20 protein-coding genes and 1 tRNA gene are annotated in these 20,034 nt (G+C 49.5%); 14 read left to right on the forward strand and 7 right to left on the reverse strand.

Features of this window, described 5'->3' with window-relative positions:
- Positions 1 to 299: 299 nt before the first annotated feature.
- A tRNA-Gly gene (locus OXH18_RS20140) sits at positions 300 to 370 on the reverse strand.
- Positions 371 to 1,071: 701 nt separating this feature from the next.
- Here OXH18_RS20140 and OXH18_RS20145 point away from each other — a divergent pair.
- Positions 1,072 to 2,829 (forward strand): DUF3370 domain-containing protein, encoded by a 1,758-nt coding sequence (locus OXH18_RS20145; protein WP_268609255.1) that lies wholly within the window; start codon positions 1,072 to 1,074, stop codon positions 2,827 to 2,829.
- A gap of 28 nt (positions 2,830 to 2,857) precedes the next feature.
- Here OXH18_RS20145 and OXH18_RS20150 read toward each other — a convergent pair whose 3' ends face one another.
- Entirely contained in the window at positions 2,858 to 3,055 is a 198-nt protein-coding gene (locus tag OXH18_RS20150; protein ID WP_268609256.1) for a DUF4089 domain-containing protein, read from the reverse strand.
- A 72-nt stretch (positions 3,056 to 3,127) separates the two neighbouring features.
- Here OXH18_RS20150 and hisB point away from each other — a divergent pair, with 72 nt between their 5' ends.
- Positions 3,128 to 3,799: an imidazoleglycerol-phosphate dehydratase HisB gene (gene hisB, locus OXH18_RS20155; RefSeq protein ID WP_268609257.1), complete on the forward strand. Its 672-nt coding sequence runs from the start codon at positions 3,128 to 3,130 to the stop codon at positions 3,797 to 3,799.
- Here hisB and OXH18_RS20160 read toward each other — a convergent pair.
- Positions 3,794 to 4,732 carry an AEC family transporter gene (locus OXH18_RS20160; RefSeq protein WP_268609258.1) on the reverse strand — a complete coding sequence of 313 codons (939 nt, stop codon included), beginning with the start codon at positions 4,730 to 4,732 and terminating at the stop codon, positions 3,794 to 3,796. The genes hisB and OXH18_RS20160 overlap by 6 nt on opposite strands.
- A gap of 144 nt (positions 4,733 to 4,876) precedes the next feature.
- Here OXH18_RS20160 and OXH18_RS20165 point away from each other — a divergent pair, with 144 nt between their 5' ends.
- Both OXH18_RS20165 and OXH18_RS20170 read left to right on the forward strand, forming a co-directional pair.
- Entirely contained in the window at positions 4,877 to 5,737 is an 861-nt protein-coding gene (locus OXH18_RS20165; protein WP_449369405.1) for a M15 family metallopeptidase, read from the forward strand.
- Positions 5,738 to 5,803: 66 nt separating this feature from the next.
- Complete coding sequence (locus tag OXH18_RS20170) at positions 5,804 to 6,496, forward strand: ATP-dependent Zn protease (RefSeq protein WP_268609260.1); 693 nt, start codon at positions 5,804 to 5,806, stop codon at positions 6,494 to 6,496.
- 199 nt (positions 6,497 to 6,695) lie between these two features.
- On the opposite strand, the gene OXH18_RS20175 is transcribed toward OXH18_RS20170, so the two are convergent.
- Positions 6,696 to 7,316 carry a hypothetical protein gene (locus OXH18_RS20175; RefSeq protein WP_268609261.1) on the reverse strand — a complete coding sequence of 207 codons (621 nt, stop codon included), beginning with the start codon at positions 7,314 to 7,316 and terminating at the stop codon, positions 6,696 to 6,698.
- A gap of 149 nt (positions 7,317 to 7,465) precedes the next feature.
- Here OXH18_RS20175 and queF point away from each other — a divergent pair, with 149 nt between their 5' ends.
- The 6 genes from queF (at position 7,466) to OXH18_RS20205 (ending at position 12,078) form a co-directional block, all read left to right on the forward strand.
- Positions 7,466 to 7,906: a preQ(1) synthase gene (queF, locus tag OXH18_RS20180; protein WP_268609262.1), complete on the forward strand. Its 441-nt coding sequence runs from the start codon at positions 7,466 to 7,468 to the stop codon at positions 7,904 to 7,906.
- Positions 7,907 to 8,076: 170 nt separating this feature from the next.
- The gene (locus tag OXH18_RS20185; protein WP_268609263.1) at positions 8,077 to 8,865 is read left to right on the forward strand and encodes a ferritin-like domain-containing protein; all 789 of its coding nucleotides are present in this window, start codon (positions 8,077 to 8,079) and stop codon (positions 8,863 to 8,865) included.
- A 317-nt stretch (positions 8,866 to 9,182) separates the two neighbouring features.
- Positions 9,183 to 10,532: a PQQ-dependent sugar dehydrogenase gene (locus tag OXH18_RS20190; RefSeq protein WP_268609264.1), complete on the forward strand. Its 1,350-nt coding sequence runs from the start codon at positions 9,183 to 9,185 to the stop codon at positions 10,530 to 10,532.
- Positions 10,533 to 10,668: 136 nt separating this feature from the next.
- Positions 10,669 to 10,926 (forward strand): hypothetical protein, encoded by a 258-nt coding sequence (locus OXH18_RS20195; protein WP_268609265.1) that lies wholly within the window; start codon positions 10,669 to 10,671, stop codon positions 10,924 to 10,926.
- Positions 10,923 to 11,561, forward strand: a complete 639-nt coding sequence (locus tag OXH18_RS20200) for an ABC transporter permease (RefSeq protein WP_268609266.1) — start codon at positions 10,923 to 10,925, stop codon at positions 11,559 to 11,561. Before OXH18_RS20195 ends, OXH18_RS20200 begins: the two co-directional genes overlap by 4 nt.
- Positions 11,562 to 11,865: 304 nt before the next feature.
- Complete coding sequence (locus tag OXH18_RS20205) at positions 11,866 to 12,078, forward strand: hypothetical protein (protein WP_268609267.1); 213 nt, start codon at positions 11,866 to 11,868, stop codon at positions 12,076 to 12,078.
- Here OXH18_RS20205 and OXH18_RS20210 read toward each other — a convergent pair.
- Positions 12,069 to 12,743 (reverse strand): ABC transporter permease, encoded by a 675-nt coding sequence (locus tag OXH18_RS20210; RefSeq protein ID WP_315874610.1) that lies wholly within the window; start codon positions 12,741 to 12,743, stop codon positions 12,069 to 12,071. The genes OXH18_RS20205 and OXH18_RS20210 overlap by 10 nt on opposite strands.
- A 457-nt stretch (positions 12,744 to 13,200) precedes the next feature.
- Here OXH18_RS20210 and OXH18_RS20215 point away from each other — a divergent pair, with 457 nt between their 5' ends.
- Positions 13,201 to 14,067: an SPOR domain-containing protein gene (locus OXH18_RS20215; RefSeq protein ID WP_268609269.1), complete on the forward strand. Its 867-nt coding sequence runs from the start codon at positions 13,201 to 13,203 to the stop codon at positions 14,065 to 14,067.
- Positions 14,068 to 14,149: 82 nt separating this feature from the next.
- Here the strand turns inward: OXH18_RS20215 and OXH18_RS20220 are convergent, their stop codons facing one another.
- Positions 14,150 to 15,163, reverse strand: a complete 1,014-nt coding sequence (locus tag OXH18_RS20220) for a tetratricopeptide repeat protein (protein WP_268609270.1) — start codon at positions 15,161 to 15,163, stop codon at positions 14,150 to 14,152.
- 239 nt (positions 15,164 to 15,402) lie between these two features.
- Between OXH18_RS20220 and OXH18_RS20225 the strand changes: the two genes are divergently transcribed.
- Both OXH18_RS20225 and OXH18_RS20230 read left to right on the forward strand, forming a co-directional pair.
- Positions 15,403 to 17,007 carry a B12-binding domain-containing radical SAM protein gene (locus tag OXH18_RS20225; RefSeq protein WP_268609271.1) on the forward strand — a complete coding sequence of 535 codons (1,605 nt, stop codon included), beginning with the start codon at positions 15,403 to 15,405 and terminating at the stop codon, positions 17,005 to 17,007.
- Positions 17,008 to 17,224: 217 nt separating this feature from the next.
- A complete protein-coding gene (locus tag OXH18_RS20230; RefSeq protein ID WP_268609272.1) occupies positions 17,225 to 18,562 on the forward strand; it encodes an aspartate aminotransferase family protein in 1,338 nt (445 codons plus the stop codon).
- 140 nt (positions 18,563 to 18,702) lie between these two features.
- Here OXH18_RS20230 and OXH18_RS20235 read toward each other — a convergent pair whose 3' ends face one another.
- Positions 18,703 to 19,032 (reverse strand): hypothetical protein, encoded by a 330-nt coding sequence (locus OXH18_RS20235; RefSeq protein WP_268609273.1) that lies wholly within the window; start codon positions 19,030 to 19,032, stop codon positions 18,703 to 18,705.
- A gap of 257 nt (positions 19,033 to 19,289) precedes the next feature.
- Here OXH18_RS20235 and upp point away from each other — a divergent pair, with 257 nt between their 5' ends.
- Positions 19,290 to 19,940, forward strand: a complete 651-nt coding sequence (upp, locus tag OXH18_RS20240; RefSeq protein ID WP_268609274.1) for a uracil phosphoribosyltransferase — start codon at positions 19,290 to 19,292, stop codon at positions 19,938 to 19,940.
- Positions 19,941 to 20,034 lie beyond the last annotated feature (94 nt).

Here is a 20,034-nt window from a genome sequence, read left to right on the forward strand (position 1 = left end):
ATGAACGGAACAGCTATGACTATGAAGCCGACTATGAAGCCGTGTCCGTGTCTCATTCATCTGGGCAATAGTACCCGCCTTATTCGTTGTTCGACAAGCGCGCTCCCAATTTGACTATTCAAACTAGACTATTTCAAACTAAGTGTCTACCAGTCATCGTGATTTCACCGTCAAAATCAATTGTCAAGCGCGTAAAAAATTACTTCCTATTACGAAAAAACAAGCAAATTTAAATCAAATTACCGTACGAAACGCTAGAGTCCTTGCAAAATCCAGCGTCTGATTGTCAGTAAGTAAAAAGCGGGCACGCGGAATCGAACCGCGATCATTAGCTTGGAAGGCTAAGGTTTTACCACTAAACTATGCCCGCACCTATTCGTTGGGTGCTACTCAACCGGTACTCAGCCGATACCGTTTAGCTTTAACTCAACTAAGCCTTAATTAAGGTAACACATATTCGTTCGATCGCGCAATTGATTTTACGGTTAAACCCCGGGTCTATACAGATGGCACCTAAAAAACTTGATACCTGGCAAACTCTTTGAGCTTGAGGCTCACTTTACGTTTGCTTCACATTTAAACAGAATACTTGGTATTAATTTAACTCTTCATGAAAATCTCTTCAAAGACGGGCGACTTTATGGAAGGTATTTTTCATCTTCAAATACCGTGTTTGTGCATAATTTTTACGGATGTGTCCAAACTGTCTACGTAGAATTACTTAATTTTCTCATCAGAGGCTAGATCATGTCTGATTGTGAGTAGGTTGGTGGTATTGTAAGAGGCAGTGCAATTTTTTATTAAAGCCTGCTGCTGGTAATTAGAAATCGATGTTTTGCTTAATTTTTCTAAACTGCCTGAGTAGAATGTACTAGTTTACTTAGTATTTCTTTACGTTTCTCGGGTACAGTCAACCAAACAAGATGGTTGTATTCAAGGCGCAAATTTGGTTGAAGTACAGTTCAATGCGGATTTTAATGCAATCCTCGCTGAGCAATTTGGCGGAATTTTAGGGTGTGGTTTACGTCGTCCTCGAAGTTTAGTGATCTTAAGGTTTGACAAGTTTCGCTCATGCTAACGGTTCTGTCTTTTCTATCTTTGGCGCAGATTGTTGCTCCAGTACCAGTGCCTCCTCCATCTGCAACGTCATCTCCGGCCCTTGAATCGCCAGTAGCGCGACCAACCCCAGTGCAGCAGCCATCCTCTAATTTGCCAGATGCTCCGGTGTTAATTCCGCCCATTCAGCCCCCGATCGTGGCACCGCCGCCAGTGACACCGCCTGCACGTCAAGTGGAAGTGGTTCGATCGCAGGAGGTGCGTCCTTTACCAGGGCAACTTGATGAAATCCCTGTTTTTAACAGCAATAGTCCAGAGATTATTCAAACAGACGGAATTCTGCTTTCAACCTTTCCAGCCGATGGAATGCGATCGGCAGAGGCTCATCTCAACTATCCGCTGCAAGGACGGTTTGATCTATTTGCTCACCACATCGCTAAAGGTGTGACCCCAGAAGACGATCGCACGCCATTTTTAGGCGTGATTGTCTATAACCCCACCAATGAACCTGTAACGCTGGACATTTTGCAAGCGGTTAGCTATCTCAGCCAAGAAGCTCCATTTGTTGATCTGCCCTCCTATGTCGGCAACCCGGTAGGAAATGTGTTTGCTGGACCAGGTAGCCGCACCACGAATGATGTATTAAGAGGACAACGACAGCCCCACTGGCCTGCCCAAGTCATTATTCCCCCCCGCCGGAGCCAATTGCTGGTGAATGTGCCGATTCCGCTGCGTCGTCTCACAGTCGCTACGGATGGAACGTTGCCGCCAGGATACATCATTCCACCAGCCGTTGCTGCTGCCGCTCCGACGACCGCCTCCCGAGGCGCTGCTTCCCTAGCTGGAACCGCCCCCACAGGTACAGCAACCGCTGTAACCGAAGTGGCTGCCAGTTCAAATTCGTCCAATTCTTCCAGTTCTTCTAATCCGAGCAGTCGTCCTCCCAGTAACCGCACTCCTGCCACAAATGGACGGACGATACTGATGCACCTTTCCAGCAGTGGCCCAGTGTATTTGGCCAGCCTGGCAATGTATGCCCCGAAAGTAGTTGGAGGTGGGGAACGGGTACCCTCGCTGCAAGACTGGGAAGCGTTGTTACGCAACGGGTCACTGGCGGTTCCTCGCGATCGCAACCCAACCCCGCCAGATGCTAGAGCATTTCTTCGCTTCTTCTATGGCCGAGTGGCTGGGGTGGCGCAAGGCTCTCAGTGGTCTGCCCTTGCGACGGATGGAGAGGGCGTTGAGCATCTCTCGATTCCTAGACCGGGCGAGGAATTTTCTTACGTGATCAGCACCGTCGATCACAATACCTTCGGCACAGGGCAGATTCAAAGTGCTCCGATGCTGGTGCGCTATCCAGACACAGCCTATCGAGCGCACGGTAATTATGGCATCAAGTATGACATTTCGATGCCTCTCTATAACCACACTAACAGCACTCAGCGTGTGGCCATTCTGCTGCAAACGCCAGTACAAGACGAGGGGTTGGAATCCGGTCTACGCTTTCGAGAACCACCCGACAATCAAATTTTCTTCCGGGGCACGGTTCGCCTACGGTTTACTGATGACTTTGGTATTCCGCAGACCCGCTATCTCCACATAGTGCAGCGACGGGGGCAACAGGGGGAACCCTTGCTACAGATGACAATGCCGCCTGGTAATCGGCGGCTCGTCGAAGTGCAATTTATCTATCCGCCTGATTCAACGCCACCGCAAGTTTTGACAGTACGGACGCAGGGCAACCGCGAAATCATTGAAGTCAGAAACGAATAAGCACGACTGCAATCGCTAGAACAGCATGCTAGGGCTGAAAGGTAGGGGCGGCTTCGATCTCGTCGGCGATCGGAAATTCCATCACCAGTTGTGCAATGGTGGCTGTGCGTTCTAAGTTGGCAATCACACCGGGGCGATAGTCTGGATGAAGGGGTAATTCTAGCATCCAGGCCATTTGGTCAACGAGAAGAGCGACATCGAGGTTGCGATCGGTTGAGTTAGTCATAGCTGCCAGCAGAATCAGTGAGAATAATCGCCATAATAGAATACTGTCGCTTTAAAACTATGCTTTGACATTATGCAAACCCGTGATTCCCGCAGCAACCCCTCTGATCAAGTGTCTCGTGCGCCGATCGCTCCATCTCGCGATTTAGAATTTCTGGCTCGAACCGCCAGTATTCATCGCATTACCGGTGAAACCGATGTGCAGGTTAGCCTCAATCTGGATGGGCAGGGACACTGTCAGGTGAGTACTGGGGTGCCGTTTTTGGATCATATGCTGCATCAAATCTCGTCGCACGGGTTGATTGATCTCGACATTAAAGCCACAGGCGATCTGGAAATTGACGATCATCACACCAATGAAGATGTAGGCATCACGCTGGGTCAAGCGCTAGCTAAAGCATTGGGCGATCGCAAAGGCATTGTGCGCTTTGGTCATTTTTTTGCTCCCTTGGATGAGGCCTTAGTGCAGGTAACGCTGGACTTCTCCGGTCGCCCCCACCTCAGCTATGGGCTGCAAATTCCTACAGAGCGCGTTGGGTCGTATGACACGCAATTAGTGCGGGAATTTTTTGTGGCCATTGTCAATCATGCCCAACTCACCCTGCACATTCGCCAACTTGATGGCATCAACTCTCATCACATCATTGAAGCGACCTTCAAAGCCTTTGCACGGGCCTTGCGAATGGCCATTGAAATTGATCCGCGTCGATCGCACCTAATCCCTAGTTCCAAAGGCGTTCTATGACCCACCAAACAACCAAAGCCAGACGGGCAACGTCAGCAGAATCAGGGCTGAGCCAATTGCTAAGGCGGTGACGGACAACTCGCGATCGAGGTTATAGGCCTCAGTGATAATTAACGTGGCAAACGCGGGCGGCATGGACATTTGCAGCACCAGCACCAACAACGGCGCACCCGTGATGCCAAGCCATCGCAATCCATAGCCGCCAACAAGTGGCACGATCAGCATTTTGATCCCTAGGCTAATCGAAGCGGGTTGTACATGGTGCCAGGATCTCAGTTGACTTAAACGCATTCCCAGCAACAGCAACGACAGGGCAATCACCCCCCACCCTAGTCCTCTTAAGCTCTGCTCTATGCTGGGCGACAACAGCACCGATCGCCCGGCTAGTCCCAACCAAAAACTCCAGAGCGCCGGATTTTTGATCAACGCCAAGAGGATGTTTGGGCTGGTTTGGCGATCGGCTTGACCAAAATAAGCAGCTAACACCACGCCCAGCCCATAGGCAGCCAGCGTACTGCCCAATGTGTCGTAAAGCACAGCCCAACCAAAATATTGTGGCCCCACCAGTGTCAACGCCACCGGGTATCCTAAATAGCCAGTATTTCCTACCATTGCTGACAGCAAAAAACTGCCTTGGCTGGCTCGACGGTGGAGGGAATGCGGTGAAACCAGTTGCAGGTGTATCCAACTCCAGGCAAAGCCAATCCCTAACAATACCGCCAACCAGGCCACGATCGGGGCTAGCCAGACCGACAGCGAAAAATCCGATTGACGTATAAAAATCATGATGCTAAGGGGAACGCCGACCCAGAACAGCACCTTGCCCAAGTGCATAGGAACTGCCGACGGTAACGTGCGTCCCAACACTAGCCCTAGTCCGATCCAACCAATTAAGGGAAGATAAAGTCTTGCAAATGTTTGCCAATCCACCATTGTTTTTTGGGTTTACTGGTTTTTTAACTGAGTTCCTTCGTCGTGACTCCCCAGTCTAAAATTAACAAGGTGGGCATTTTTTCTGTGCAGGAGGAATTAATTGTGGACAACGCAGGTCTGCCCCAAGCATCGGACGAGTCCAGCATGGCATCCGAGCTTTTGTCAGAATTCTCGTCTGCTCCCGTGGAAGACATTCCCGAAGCTGTCCGAGAGCACCCACAGCCGTCATCGCGATCGTGGTTTGATCAACGAGGCTGGCGCTGGGGGCTGAGCGGCATTGGCATTCTGCTGTTGCTTTGTCTGCCGTTCTTGCTTTGGTCACGATCGTCTCCACCATCTCGCTCTCAACCTTCTAACGCAGCGGTGCCGACAAATACAGATTCAAATCCAGATGAAATAGCCACAGTTGCACAACCAGCTTCCGAGCCTGCTGAAGAGAACCCATCAACTTCGCTCTTGGGACATTTTCCCTATGAAGAAGCTCCTCGATCTGAGTTGGTCTCAATTACTGATGATGGCAGTATTCTGCTGCGTCAGGCGGCTGCCGAGAAATTTCTGGATATGATGGCCGCTGCTAAAGCCGAGGGAGTTGAAATCGTACCATTGTCTGGGTTTCGATCGATCGACGAACAAGAAGGCGTGTTCTTTGATGTGAAAGCTGAACGCGGTCAAGAAGCCACCAAACGGGCCGAAGTTAGTGCCCCTCCTGGCTACAGCGAGCATCATACTGGGTATGCTATTGACGTGGGCGATCGTTATTATCCCGATGCCGACTTGCGAGAAAGCTTTGAAAACACGCCCGCCTTTAAGTGGTTACAGTCCAACGCCGGATACTATAGTTTTGAGTTGTCTTTTCCTAAAGGCAATGCGCAAAATGTTAGCTATGAACCTTGGCACTGGCGGTTTGTGGGCGATCGGGACAGTTTAGAAACGTTTTACCGGGTTAGAGGAACTCGCGCTCAGCCAACTGTTCGTTTGAAATCCCGCGAATCAGCCGATGAGTAGATAATAGGATAATAGAGGAAGTGCTCGTCTGTTCTTATTAACCCCGAACGTCATTCTCGAACGAACGTGAACCAAACCTCTCTTAATCTCATTGCCATCACTATCTTTGTCCTCGTCATGGCGAGTTTGCTGGGGCCTCTACTCCAAATTTCTCCAGTGATTCCGGCGATCGCCGTGTTTGGCATTCTCAGTGTTGCTACCGTTGACAGCTTCACGTGGCAGGGGCAGCTTGGAACTCTGGTGATTGATTGGTTTAACCAGTTTTCCACCGAACATCGAGACCGGGTGTTGCGGCACGAAGCCGGACATTTTCTTGTGGCGCACTTGTTAAACATTCCCGTCACGGGTTACACCTTAAGCGCCTGGGACGCCTTTCGTCAGCATCAGCCCGGGTTTGGCGGCGTCAGCTTTGGTTCCGAGGAACTTGATCAAGCCATTGAGCAACGGGTTCTATCGACGCAACTCCTCGATCGCTACTGCATGGTACTAATGGCAGGGATTGCCGCTGAAACGCTGGTTTATGGCAATGCGGAAGGAGGAGCAGACGATCGGCAAAAGCTGCGGTTTTTATGGTCTCAACTCAACCGTCCAGATACCGAAGCAGAGCCAAAACAAAAGTGGGCCGCCTTTCAAGCCAAAAATCTGATTAAAACCCATGAAGTTGCTTACAACGCACTGATTGCAGCAATGGAACAACAAGCACCTGTGGAAGACTGTCGATTAGCGATTGAACAACACTTGGCACAGAATTTACCGTAGATTGATACCACCTAGCCGAACAATCCGTAGACACTAGCTAACCTCTCAAAATCCCCAATAAATGACTGTAATGAGTGTCGCATAGTGATACAACAAATACCACATAACCAACGACAGCCCGACAATAGATAATCAGCACCCAGAGAATAGGAACTACATTCTTGAGAGAAGCGCTTCCATTATCCATCACCCAGAGCCACTACTTTGAAGTAGGTAACAACGGTCGCACTACCAAAAAACCCGCTCCAAACGCTGTCACCATAATTAGCACGATCGTCAACATCAGCCACAGTCCTCCTAAATCTCTCGATCGGCGCTCGGGTGGCAACGATGTTGCGGATGGCGCTACCGCTTCTTCGGCACGCAATGCCGTAAATGTTGCATCTGGAGTCGTGGCTCTTAGTTGCGCAGCCATGTGTGCTGCCGCCGCCGCTTCCTCTAAAGTGGGTTGAGCATTGGCACGGGGATACAATTGGGAGGACTGATTGACCCCGGACTTGTTGGTTGGGGTGCTGGGATTACTAGCCGCATAGACTGGGGTTTGGGGCGGCTCCACGATCGTTTGTAGGGCGATCGCCGTTTGGGCAAACCGATGAATCTCTTGGCGGAGTCTATGATTCTGCGCCGTCAACTCTTGATTCTTGGCATTAAGAGAATCCACCATGCCGCGTGTGGCCTGTAGTTCCGCCGCTAGTTCTCGATACACTGAGATGGGTACAGACGGAGCAGATGGTTGGCTAGATGCACCAAGATTGGATGCGCTGAGGTTAGGGGCGCTGACATTGCGAGTTGAAGGATCAGAGTTCGCTTTGAATTTCATTGCTTTGAAACAAGAGTCCGTTAAATTACACGACTAGAGAATATACGTCCATGAATCATAGTGGAATTTAAAAAGTCTGACATTGAGTTATACAAAGATTTGTTCACTTTTTGGTTGTCTACTCATTAGTTATTGACTCAAGCAAACCCATGACACACATTCCGACTCCACCCGATCGCTCCTCCACCTCAGACCCTGAAACACCAAACACGCCCAAGTATGGAGAGCGCCAGATTGCCGAAGGAGACCTGATCACTTTTCCAAATCCGCGTCCTGGTCGCCACTACACAATCGACATCACGCTGCCCGAATTTACCTGCAAATGCCCCTTTTCGGGCTATCCCGACTTTGCCACCATCTACGTTCACTATGTCCCCTACGAAAAAGTCGTGGAACTAAAAGCTCTTAAGCTCTACATCAACAGCTATCGCGATCGCTATATTTCTCACGAAGAATCCGTCAATCAAATTTTGGATGATATTGTTGCTGCTTGCGATCCCCTGGAAATTACCATCAAAGGTGATTTTCTGCCGCGTGGCAACGTGCATACGGTGATTGAGGTAAAGCACCAAAGAAAGGATGAAGGATGAATTGCAATTCTCTTAGCCTATAGCCTTGATGCTTTAGCCTTCCCCTACTCCCTACTCTCGATTCCCGATTCTCTAATTCCCGATCGCCCCCTGAAATTTCCTGCCGCCTGCTTTACCATAATCAGAAGATCCAATCCAAACGATCCTCCTTGCACTCTTCAAGACTCATCATGAATCTTTTTACTCAAGTTCTCCACCTCGTTGGTTCTGGTGCAACAGCCTACATCACGGCTCGCAACCTCCGTGATTTGCGCACCCGCCCCGATATGCTAGCTGGCTTTCAGTTGGCAGAATCTGGTTCGGTTCCATTTCTGCAAGCTCTACAGCACCGGGCTACGGCTGAAGGCGATACTTGGCTAGCGGAAAAGCTGGCAAAGCATGCCCAAGATGAACAGCGACACGGGCAGATTTTTGCTCATGCGCTGAAACAACTAAATAAACAGATCATTGATTTCAAGAGCTTGCCGGAAAAAGCGGCAGACGGTAAACCCGATGAGCGACGCCGCAGCCCCTTCTTTGAAGCCTATTTTCAGGGTTATTCTCAAGCCGACCTACGTCCTGACAATATTGACTGGATTGTGTTCTTTGCCAGCACCTATATCCTGGAACTGGATGCTTGCAAAGATTTTGTTCGTATGGCCAATGCACTCCCTGATACGGATACTGCCAGCGTCAATTTGAAAAAAGGGTTACTCAGCATTGCCCGCGACGAAGAAGGACATGCCGCCTATCTGCGTGAAGCAATGGAACGACGCTTGCCTTATGTGGATGTGGTGAATCTGATCGATCGATGGCGCACTCGCAAGGTAGACGCTTTGCTGGCTATGGTGACAAACTTGCTGCAAAAAGGCGGTAAGCTACCGTCAATGGCGCGAGATGGGGTTCCAACAGAAATGGGCGATGATCTCAATCAATCTACTAGCCAAGCAGATCAACAGGCTGATTTGGCAGCAGCTTGAGTTCGCTTTGGATAACTTTTGTATCACTCAACGAGTTTACGTTGCTCCAGTACGCGGAAGTCAAGGCAATGGCATGGCTGAATCGAGATTTGACTCTGAACCGCTCCTCATCCTAGCCCTCTCCTAACCAGCAAGGGAACTCGCAATCCGGCTTCTCTGCTCTCTCCGGGATCAGGGAGGGGAATGAGGGCAAATTCTCCTTGAATGCAGCAACGCCTCAACGCAATTGATTAGGACAGATTATTAGGACAGAAACGGGGTGGCATCAAACCTGCCCCGCTTTTGCTTGAACGCTCTAGTTTAAAGGAAAATGTGTCATGCCTCTCCACCGTACAACCCTACTGCTGTTGCTGACGATCGCTGCTTGTAGTCCGGCTGTTCAAGAATCCACTCAGGGAACAAACCCACCCACTTCAGAATCTCCTGTCTCCGAACCCATTGCCACTAGTTCTACTGCGGTCAATCAACCACCCAATCACTTGATTCAAACTACGCCCCTGTCGCCGTCGCCCATTCAAATTACTGTGGCAGATTTGCCCCAACCGTTTGCTACCGATAGCGCCTCTAAGTCCCCCAATGTAGTCGCTATTCCTGCCGAGCCAGTGCTACAAGTGCCAACAGGGTTTACGGTCAATGTTTATGCGGAAGGACTCGATCGCCCACGTTGGTTAGCCTTGACACCCGAAGGAGACGTGTTAGTTACCGAAACTCGCCAGAATCGGATTCGTCGCTTGGCCGATCGCGATGGAGACGGAGTAGCTGAGGTTAACGAAACCTTTGCGGACGCATCGAACGGGCTGGACATCCCCTTTGGCATGGCGTTCGCGGAGAATTCTTTTTTTCTAGGTAACACGGCTGAAGTGCGGCGCTATCCCTACACATCTGGTCAAGCGCTTTCTGGCACAGGCGAAAAAATTGCCGATCTGCCCGGCGGTGGCTATAACCAGCACTGGACGCGCAATGTAGTGGCGGCTCCAGACGGACAGAAGCTTTACGTTTCCATCGGCTCTGAAACAAATGTCGATCGTGAACCCTTACCCCGGGCTTCCGTACAAGTCATGAATCTGGATGGCTCAGATCAGCAAACCTTTGCCTATGGGTTGCGTAATCCCGTTGGACTCGACTTTCATCCCATCACTGGCGAACTCTATACCACCGTCAACGAACGGGATGGCTTAGGCGACGATCTGGTTCCAGACTACTTTACACGAATTCAGCCAGGGGAGTTTTATGGCTGGCCCTACACCTACCTCCAACCCGACCTGCTCGATCCGCGCCAAAGTGAGGGCGATCGCAGTATCAATCCCGAGCTAGCTGCCCAAACGAAAACACCAGATGTGTTGTTTCAAGCGCATTCTGCTGCGTTGGGTGTGCAGTTTTATGATGGCAACACCTTTCCGGAAAGGTATCGCAACGGAGCATTTGTGGCGTTTCGAGGCTCCTGGAACCGCAATCAGGGAACTGGTTACAAAATTGTCTTTGTGCCGTTTGGCTTGGATAATCGACCGCAGGGACAGTACGAAGAGTTTGTGACGGGCTTCTTGCTCGATCCAGCTGGCCCAACTACGTGGGGGCGACCGGTTGGGGTGCTGGTGCTTCCCGACGGAAGTTTGCTGTTTACCGAGGAAGCCAACGGACGCATCTACCGTGTGCAGTATCGGGGCTAGAAAAATGACTGGATTGCACCGATGGAGAGATGTAGATGGGCTTGTAGATGGGCTTGATAGTTAAAGCCTGCCCTCTAGTCCATCCAACTCACGCTAAGATAACGGTACGGCCGTACGTTCTTTAAGGTTCCAGAGGTTGATGTATTCCTATTCCAATCCGCGAGTGTCGATCGAACTTGATGCCAATTTGATCGAGTGGGTCGATCAACTAATCACTGAAGCTCCGGAGCAATGGTCAACCCTATCGCCTGAACAGTTGGAACAAAAGCGAACTCAGGTCATTGAGGAAGCAATTCATCTTTGGTGTCAAAACAAGGCACAACAGCGCTTACAGCAGGCTGCTGATCTGCATCGGCAACGGCACAATCAGGATGAAACAGGCTGGTTAGTATGAGTATCTTTGTTCAAGCCTATGAGTATGCCATCACGCATTTAAACGATTTAATGGCAGCAACCTGGCAACATTTGCTCTTGGTGGTGATTCCGTTGGGTGTGGGCCTGTTAGTAGGCTTGCCGTTGGGGCTGTGGAGCGCTCGATCGCGAATCGCATCAACGGTATTGATTAACAGCTTTAATGCCCTACGGGTGATTCCCAGCATTGCAGTGTTGTTCTTGGCAATTCCCTACTTTGGGTTGAGTTTTCAATCAGCCGCCATTGCCCTCACTCTGCTAGTTATGCCACCCATATTGATTAATACAGATGTCGCGTTCCGCACGATTGATCCCATGATTCGGGAAGCGGCGTATGGTATGGGCATGAATGCCAAGCAAGTGCTGCAACAAATCGAAATTCCCTTGGCATTGCCGGTAGTGATTGCGGGCGTTAAAACGGCCACCGTGGAAGTGATTGCCAGTGCTACGCTAGCAGCGTTCATTGGAGCCGGAGGGCTAGGAACGTTTATTGTGCGGGGCTTCTCTCTGTACGATAATGCCATTCTATTGGTAGGAGCCATTCCAGTGGCCATGCTGGCATTGCTGGCGGAAATTGGACTGGGATCGCTGCAACGGGCTTTACAGCCTCCTAGCTAGCCGTGATCAGGGCAACCCTTTGAATCATGATTTTTTCTTTTTTGCTACAGCATTTTAGTTCTATAGTTAGGAAAGATGTGCTTCGATCGAAGCGGTAGATAGCGACGTTGCTGGTTCGATCAAAAAGCTCATCAAAACTTGATGAACTCCTGATTCGAGTATCCTGTCAAGTTTGCCAATTATTGATTAAAGAAAGTAAGTAGTGAATTGAAGGGATTCGTAAGTGCTTACAGATCCTTGATTTTCCTAGTATTGGTAACGAGTTTATTAAGTGTGTTCTTTGGTGTAGATTTCTCTCTGAAAGATGATGCACTCTAACAAGCAGACATTCGTATCAGGATTAATTTCTAATATTACTCAAGTTCGCTTTAGCGTTCAAAACTGGATTCGTCGAGAAATTGTGGACGATGACCCCTATGATGTTGAGTCCTTGTTTGATTCGGAATTGCCCAACCGTTCACCATCAACCACCGATCGAGCAATCACCGATCGAAAACCACCTTCTCGTCAAGTTTGAGTCAGTTGGCTGAGTTGACGTTTTTGTCTAGCGCTTTGTCGAATGCGTCGAGTGGGACTAGTAGCCCATTCTAACGACAGAATAGCGGCGTTGAGAGCAAAGGCCAGGAGCGAAACCACGATTGCCCCAGCCCAAATTTTGTCATAGCGTCCGGCCTGGGCAATGCCGTCAAATAGCAAGGTTCCCAAGCCGCCTGCCCCAAATTTAGCGCCAATGGTTGCGATAGCAATAGCGACGATTGCTGCAATTCGTAACCCAGCTAAAAAAATTGGCAGAATCAGCGGAACTTGAATCTGCCACCAGCGTTGCCAAGCGCTCATTCCCATGCCAGTGGCCGCTTCTAACACCGCAGGTTTAATTGATTGTAACCCCACTACCAAGCTGCGTACTAAAATTACTTGTGTATAAAGCACCATTGCTACAATCACCGATCGCGCATTGAGTCCAAATAGGGGAACCAGCAAGATAATAAGCGCCAAACTGGGAACCGTGTAGAGGATTCCTAAAATCCCTAAGACTGGTACATTCAACCAGCGGAACCGGGTAATGAGTAGAGCAATTGGCAACGCAACCAAGGTCGCAATGACCAGTGTAAAAAAGGTCATCTGGAGATGCTCGAGTAAAAGCTCCCACACAATGCTAGGGTTTTGAAAAATATAGCCCATATTTCACCAGAGGAAACGATAGGGTAATTCATACCGATCACTTGATAGGATTTCACATTTAAATTAAATAAATGGTGAATGATTTCAAACCAAATGATCTTGAACCTGAGTTAATCTTCGCGCAAAAGTCTTTCGATCGCTGAATTAGCTCGCCAAATTTATGGGGCTAGTGTTCTCAGACTGTGGACATGAAGGAGATTGGAATGTCCCCCTTCAGCGGCAATCGATCGTTGCCCCTTCGCGATCCACTGCCAAGAAATCTAGCTTGTTTTTGTACAAACTCGCTATGATGAGATGAGCTAATTCTCTAGATATAGCGTTCGATCGATTTTAATAAAGCTTAATACGCAATCAGTAGTTAGGTTAACGGAAAAGCATCCGCTTTTAAATTCCTGTGTTAGACTGACAGCCAATTTCACAATCGCCAATTTCAGTGCCATTCATTTCGGTTAGTCCTATGAAAGTCTTGTCTACAATCCCTTGGCTCATGGGGGGGTTGATGGGAAGCGGTTTGGTCGTCGCACCTGCTAGTTGGGCAGCCCCTCTGGACCACCAATCCCTGGTTGCTCAGCAAGTCACAGACGGTTTGCCACCGCCACCACCCTTGATTTTTGGTCAGGAATCGATGCCGACCTCTCTCCCGTCTTCCGAGGTTCCGCCTGCTGATATACCTTATTTGGCGCCAACGGCTCCAGGGCAACAATACCTAGTCATTGTTAATGGCGATAGTCCCTTGCTGTTGTCCCAAGTGCAAACTGTGGCCGCAGGAGCGTCCATCCAAGAGTATAGTGGGCAGCGCTATATTCAGGCAGGACTGTTTGATAACCCCAGCTTGGCCCAACAGCAAGTTTCTGCCTTGGCAGCACAGGGAATTGGGGCAGAAATTGTCACCGTAGGAGCCACAACCAACCCAGCCGCAAGTAGTTCTGCGCCCGCTCAGGTGGTAGCTCCGCAAACTGTTCTCCCTGCAATGCCGCCTCCAGACCTCTTGCCAGCCACGCCAGTTCCTAGGGAAGTAGAGTTTGGACAGCCGCCTGCACCCGGTCAACTCAGCAATCCTGCATCACCAGACACCATCAGGGGCACAAACGATCGTAACAGAGCCTTCTATGTCATAGTTCCCGGTAGCGCTGACAATTTAGAAGCCATGGCCAATCAAATCATTCGCCTAGGAGAAGGCATCGGCATTGCCAGTATGGTACAGACTGATAACTCGCGAGGCTCGCATGTGCGCGTTGGACCTTTTGTCGATCGAGGGTCTGCTAACCGCTGGAGGCGCTATCTACGTGACTTTGGAATGGATGCCAGAGTGTATTACAGATAAGGAGGAAGGAAAAACGGTGCAAAGATGAGCCAATCACTTGCCCATTTATTCCACCTCTTGCCCAATCTTCAACCCTAACCCCCTAATACCGACTAGCTTTAGCATAGTCCCCAATTGCATAGCACAAGGTTTTAATGTTGGCGATGGCTTGCTGCATCAATTGATGGTCTTGCAGCGCTTGAGCCACTGTCAAGTGGGCTTCATAGCATTCAATCGCTTGTTGATAGTTTCCTAATCCTTCGTAAATAACGCCGAGGTTTTCTAGCACTTGCTCTTCGCTGCGGCGATCGTTTTGCTTTCTAGCAAGGTCTAGTCGCTGTTGGTGATACTCGATGGCTTTGTGGAAGTCTCCCGTGGCATAGCAAGCGCTGGCAAGATTCTTTAGAATTTGAGTCTCTGACTGATAATCGGGCAGTTGCCGAGCAATTAGCAACAATTGTTCGTAACAATCCACGGTTTTTGCATAATTAGCCAAGGCGTGATGGGCGTTTCCTAAGTTGCGCAAAATTTGCCCTTCCAGCGCTCGATCGTTTAATTCACGAGCAATGGTCAAACTTTGTTCGTAATAATCAATCGCTTGCCAGCAGTCATCTATGGCTTTGTATGCCATTCCTAAATTATTGAGAGCAGCCATTTCACCTCGGCGATCGTTGGCGGCGCGGGCCAACGCTAGGCTTTTCTGTTTATAGTCAATGGCTCTGGAATGATCGTTGAGGTGACGGTACGCATTTCCCAAGTTGGCAAGGGACTGGCGCTCCAGCCCCTGATCATTGAAGCGTTGAGCAATATCTAAGCTTTGACGCGAACAGGCAATTGCATCGGGATAGTTGCCTAAGGCATAAAATATTAACCCTAATGCACCCAATGCTTTGCCCTTACCAGAAAAATCTTGGATAGATCTGTAAAGTTCTAGCGATCGCTGCAATGTGGCAAGAGCGGCAGCGAAATTGCGGATTTGGTACTGTTCAATGCCTTGTTCCAGTAAACAGTCTGCCTCTTCCTTACAACTATCCGAGAGCACGATCCCTAGTTGCTGCCAATGTCGGTCTGGCAAAGGGACAAACGTACCGTGTTGATCGTCAAATGAGCGGCTCATACGTGAATGGCTCCGATTTGGAAGGGTATGCCTGGAACAGGACACATACCTGAACAACCCGCAGTCTTATATCAGGTTTATGATGGAAAGCAGATCAACTCCCACAGTGGATGTCCCGAATTCTGCCTGACTATTTCACCTGTGTTTGCAACAGACTGTCCGCGAAAGCGCGGATAGGAAGGATAAGGGGCATCGCACCCTGTCTATTTTTTTAGTCATTTCATTCCCACTCATCTCCAATGTCTGTTTTTGCTGCCGAACGTCTCCTGTTTACACCTGCTATACCGCAACCAGATGCGGTTCCAGTCATTTTTGCATTCCCAAATGAGTACACGGTAGGAATCACAAGCTTGGGCTATCAGGTGGTGTGGGCTAAGCTGGCATCACGATCGGATGTGCAGGTGAGTCGTTTGTTTACCGATGTCCACGAGCCGCTGCCGTCTCAACCTGAATTATTAGGATTCTCGGTTTCTTGGGAATTAGATTATGTCAACATTTTGCAACTGTTGGAGTCGTTAGACATTCCGATTTGGGCAACCGATCGATCAATCAATAATCCGCTGATATTTGGTGGTGGCCCGGTATTAACCGCCAATCCTGAACCGTTTGCGGAGTTCTTTGATGTGATTTTGCTGGGCGATGGGGAACTGCTGTTGGATGAGTTGATTGACGTATATCAATCCGTGCGGCAGGCCGATCGCTCTACCCAGTTGCAGCGCTTAGCGCAAGTACCCGGATTGTACATTCCCTGCTTGTATAGTGTCACCTATGAGGATGCCGAGGGAATGATTCAATCAATTCAGCCGATCGAATCAGACATTCCAGCCCAAGTACAAAAACAAACCTATCGCGGTAATACCCTGTCTGCGTCTACAGTAGTCACAGAGAAAGCCGCTTGGGAAAATATTTACATGGTGGAAGTAGTGCGCAGTTGTCCGGAAATGTGCCGCTTTTGTCTGGCTAGTTACCTAACACTGCCGTTTCGCACAGCTAGCTTGGAAGAGTCGCTGATTCCAGCGATCGATCGGGGATTGAAAGTAACCAATCGCTTAGGATTACTGGGTGCTTCGGTGACTCAGCATCCAGAGTTTGAAGCGCTGCTGGACTATCTCAATCGTCCTCAGTACGATGATGTGCGATTGAGTTTGGCATCTGTGCGAACCAATACTGTTACCGAAAAGCTAGCGCGCATTTTAACCAAACACGATACTCGATCGATTACCATTGCTGTGGAAAGTGGCAGCGAGCGACTACGACACATTATTAACAAAAAATTGGAACAGGACGATATTGTGCAAGCAGCGGTAAATGCGAAAGCAGGCGGACTCAGTAGCTTGAAACTATACGGTATGGTGGGTATTCCTGGTGAAGCGATCGAGGATTTAGACCAAACGGTTGCGATGATGCAAGCTTTGAAAAAAGCGGCTCCAGGATTGCGTTTAACGCTGGGATGCAGCACGTTTGTGCCCAAGGCTCATACACCGTTTCAGTGGTATGGTGTTAACTCTGATGCCGAAAAACGACTCAAGTATTTGCAAAAACACTTGTGTCCTCAGGGCATTGATTTCCGTCCAGAGAGCTACAACTGGTCGGTGATTCAGGCATTAATTTCAAGGGGCGATCGACGCCTTGCTCGCTTACTAGAACGAGTGCGACATTACGGAGATTCGCTGGGCAGTTATCGTCGAGCCTTCAAAGACCTGCGTGGACAAGTCCCCCATCTCAACGTTTATGTACATGACGATTGGGAGATCGATCGGCTGTTGCCGTGGAACCACATTCAAGGGCCACTGCCAATTGCAACGTTGGTGAAGCATCGGGAAATGGCCATCGCCGCAGGATAAGCAGACTTAGATAAGCAGACCCAGTGCCAATCTTGATGAACATTTCGCTACAAGTGCGAGTTGCAAGCGACTTTGGTCGAGGCACTGACAAATTTGACTGACAAGTTCAACTAACACATTTGATTGAAGAGCAACAGTTGTATTGCACGATCGCTATGCGTTTTAGGCAGGGTTGCATCGATAATTAATTACAAACCCATTGTTTTAGGATTTTGTGATGCAACAACTGACTGAATTCACCTCTACACTGACGCGATCGGATCTGGAGGCCTTTTGGATGCCGTTTACTGCCAATCGGCAGTTTAAAGATCATCCGCGTTTGTTTGTATCCGCTAAAGATATGCACTACACCACCCATGATGGACGACAAGTGTTGGATGGAACGGCTGGGCTGTGGTGTGTCAATGCGGGGCATTGCCGATCGCAAATTGTGGAAGCGGTGCAGACCCAAGTTGCGACATTGGACTTTGGACCCACGTTTCAAATGGGACATCCAGGAGCCTTTCAATTAGCCCAACGGTTAACCGAGATGGCACCGGGCTATGATCATGTCTTCTTTGCCAACTCTGGCTCGGAAGCGGTAGATTCAGCCTTAAAAATTGCGATCGCCTATCATCGAGCGCGGGGAGAGGGCACGCGGCAACGGCTGATCGGACGAGAGCGGGGCTATCACGGTGTTGGCTTTGGCGGAATTTCCGTCGGCGGCATTGGCACAAATCGAAAATTCTTTGGCAGCCTGCTGACCGGAGTGGATCACCTGCCGCATACGCACAATCTGGAGCACAATGCTTTTAGCAAAGGGCAGCCAGAATGGGGTGCGCATTTGGCCGATGAATTGGAACGCCTGGTGCTGCTGCACGATGCCTCGAACATTGCCGCTGTAATTGTAGAACCCGTGGCCGGCTCTACAGGCGTACTGATTCCTCCCAAGGGGTATCTAGAACGACTGCGATCGATTTGCGATAAGTATGGCATTTTGCTGATTTTTGATGAAGTAATCACCGGATTTGGGCGATTGGGAGCCAGCTTTGCCGCCGACTATTTTGATGTCAAGCCCGACCTAATTACCGTCGCCAAAGGCATCACCAACGGCACAATTCCAATGGGGGCTGTGTTGGTGCGGCAGGGGATTTACGATGCGTTCATGCACGGGCCCGAACATGCGATCGAACTGTTCCACGGCTATACCTACTCTGGGCATCCGGTGGCCTGTGCGGCAGGGTTGGCGACTTTGAAGCTCTATCAGCAAGAGGGATTATTTCAACGCGCTCACGAATTGTCAGACTACTGGGAAGAGGCAGTACATTCTCTGAAGGGTCTGCCCCATGTGATTGATACGCGCAATTTGGGCTTAGTCGCAGGCATTGAACTAGAACCAATCGCCGGTAAGCCAGCCGCCCGCGCCTTTGACTGCTTCTTGCGTTGCTATGAGCGAGGCTTGTTGATTCGCACTACGGGAGACATTATTGCGCTGTCGCCACCGCTGATTATTGAGAAATCTCATATCGATGAACTGTTTGGGTTGTTGGCGGAGGTGCTGAAGGAATTGCCGTAGATGTAGATGGGGAATGGGGGATGGAGCAGTGGTTCTACTGAAGAATGGCGACTAGGATTCGCATCAACTCCTCGAAATCGGCGGGCATTCGGTAGAGGTTAATGTCCTGCACAATGCGTTTTTCTAAACGGTGAAGTTGTTCAAATTTCCAAATATCGCCAGTGGTCACGGCTCCACAGAGAATGGATTGCTCCGAATTTGACCATTGCTCCAAGGCAATTAAGCTCTGCCCCCAATTGCCTAAAGCCGCGCGCTAAGTCGTCATTTTTTGCCTCCACAACTAATACTAATAGTGTCGTGTCTGCCCGCACAAAATAGTCTAAGTTGCCTTTGAGCCAGTCGTTTACCACGATCGGATATTCAATTCGCAGTTGGGAACGGGTATAATAGCACACATCGGCAATGATCGGGGCTACCAATAACTCCCGGCGGGCTTGTTCACTCGTAAGACTGGCGTAGACTATAGCCACTCAAAGGCTCGGTAAGCCAAAATTTGGTTGGTTATTAGACCAACTTCTAGCCAGAACCGTCCTTTCACCTTACGGAATTCTTCGTAGGTCAAGCTACATCAACCTTTGCTCCAATCACTATCACCAACAAATATCATTGCCAGAGTCTCTGCGATCGTCAATCAATGAAACAATGAAGAGGATTGCCTGTTGCCTGACGGCGATTTGCAAGTACGATTGGTCTAGCAACCCTTAGCACCCACTGACTATCTTCACGAATGACTCTGCAACTGCGTGTTTACGTTCCACCCCATCCTCTAATCAAACACTGGCTAGCGGTTGCCCGTGATGCCACGACCCCGTCTGTGTTGTTTCGCAGTGCTATGACGGAATTGGGACGCTGGTTAACCTATGAGGCAATTCGTGAGTGGTTGCCCACAATGGACACTGAAGTGAACACGCCGTTGTCCACCTGTCCTGCAACGTTCATTAATCCGGAAATTCCGATCGCCGTCATTCCAATTCTGCGGGCTGGGCTGTCTTTGCTAGAGGGAGCGCAAACTCTTTTACCTCTCTCGTCGGTGTATCACATTGGTGTAGTGCGCAATGAGGAAACCCTAGAGCCAAGCATCTATCTCAATAAATTTCCGTCTCAATTTCATTCAGAAACGCGAGTGGTCATTACAGAGCCAATGCTGGCTACAGGTGGCACGATCGTGACGGTGATGGAAGAGTTAACCAAACGTGGCATCGACCCAGCCTTTGTGCGAATCATTTCAGTGGTGGCATCACCGGTAGCACTGCAAAAACTTAATGTTGCCTATCCAGGTCTGGTGATTTTTACTGCCGCGATCGATGAAGTCCTAAATGATAAAGGCTATATCGTACCGGGGTTAGGCGATGCAGGCGATCGCACCTTTGGTACTTAACTCACAAGTTGTGACAACAAGTCCAAGCATGGTGGTCAAGTGTTAGAACCAGCAAGTAAGCTATGAACAAGGAATCGCACCTTTAATCGAACTA

This window comes from Thermocoleostomius sinensis A174, from assembly GCF_026802175.1.
In the GTDB taxonomy this organism is placed as follows: domain Bacteria; phylum Cyanobacteriota; class Cyanobacteriia; order Elainellales; family Elainellaceae; genus Thermocoleostomius; species Thermocoleostomius sinensis.

Coding starts and splice junctions, on each gene's coding strand:
- OXH18_RS20145 (WP_268609255.1), top strand. CDS start 1,072: ATGCTAACGGTTCTGTCTTTTCTATCTTTGGCGCAGATTGTTGCTCCA.
- OXH18_RS20150 (WP_268609256.1), bottom strand. CDS start 3,055: ATGACTAACTCAACCGATCGCAACCTCGATGTCGCTCTTCTCGTTGAC.
- hisB (WP_268609257.1), top strand. CDS start 3,128: ATGCAAACCCGTGATTCCCGCAGCAACCCCTCTGATCAAGTGTCTCGT.
- OXH18_RS20160 (WP_268609258.1), bottom strand. CDS start 4,732: ATGGTGGATTGGCAAACATTTGCAAGACTTTATCTTCCCTTAATTGGT.
- OXH18_RS20165 (WP_449369405.1), top strand. CDS start 4,877: ATGGCATCCGAGCTTTTGTCAGAATTCTCGTCTGCTCCCGTGGAAGAC.
- OXH18_RS20175 (WP_268609261.1), bottom strand. CDS start 7,316: ATGAAATTCAAAGCGAACTCTGATCCTTCAACTCGCAATGTCAGCGCC.
- queF (WP_268609262.1), top strand. CDS start 7,466: ATGACACACATTCCGACTCCACCCGATCGCTCCTCCACCTCAGACCCT.
- OXH18_RS20185 (WP_268609263.1), top strand. CDS start 8,077: ATGAATCTTTTTACTCAAGTTCTCCACCTCGTTGGTTCTGGTGCAACA.
- OXH18_RS20190 (WP_268609264.1), top strand. CDS start 9,183: ATGCCTCTCCACCGTACAACCCTACTGCTGTTGCTGACGATCGCTGCT.
- OXH18_RS20200 (WP_268609266.1), top strand. CDS start 10,923: ATGAGTATCTTTGTTCAAGCCTATGAGTATGCCATCACGCATTTAAAC.
- OXH18_RS20205 (WP_268609267.1), top strand. CDS start 11,866: ATGATGCACTCTAACAAGCAGACATTCGTATCAGGATTAATTTCTAAT.
- OXH18_RS20210 (WP_315874610.1), bottom strand. CDS start 12,743: ATGGGCTATATTTTTCAAAACCCTAGCATTGTGTGGGAGCTTTTACTC.
- OXH18_RS20215 (WP_268609269.1), top strand. CDS start 13,201: ATGAAAGTCTTGTCTACAATCCCTTGGCTCATGGGGGGGTTGATGGGA.
- OXH18_RS20220 (WP_268609270.1), bottom strand. CDS start 15,163: ATGAGCCGCTCATTTGACGATCAACACGGTACGTTTGTCCCTTTGCCA.
- OXH18_RS20225 (WP_268609271.1), top strand. CDS start 15,403: ATGTCTGTTTTTGCTGCCGAACGTCTCCTGTTTACACCTGCTATACCG.
- OXH18_RS20230 (WP_268609272.1), top strand. CDS start 17,225: ATGCAACAACTGACTGAATTCACCTCTACACTGACGCGATCGGATCTG.
- upp (WP_268609274.1), top strand. CDS start 19,290: ATGACTCTGCAACTGCGTGTTTACGTTCCACCCCATCCTCTAATCAAA.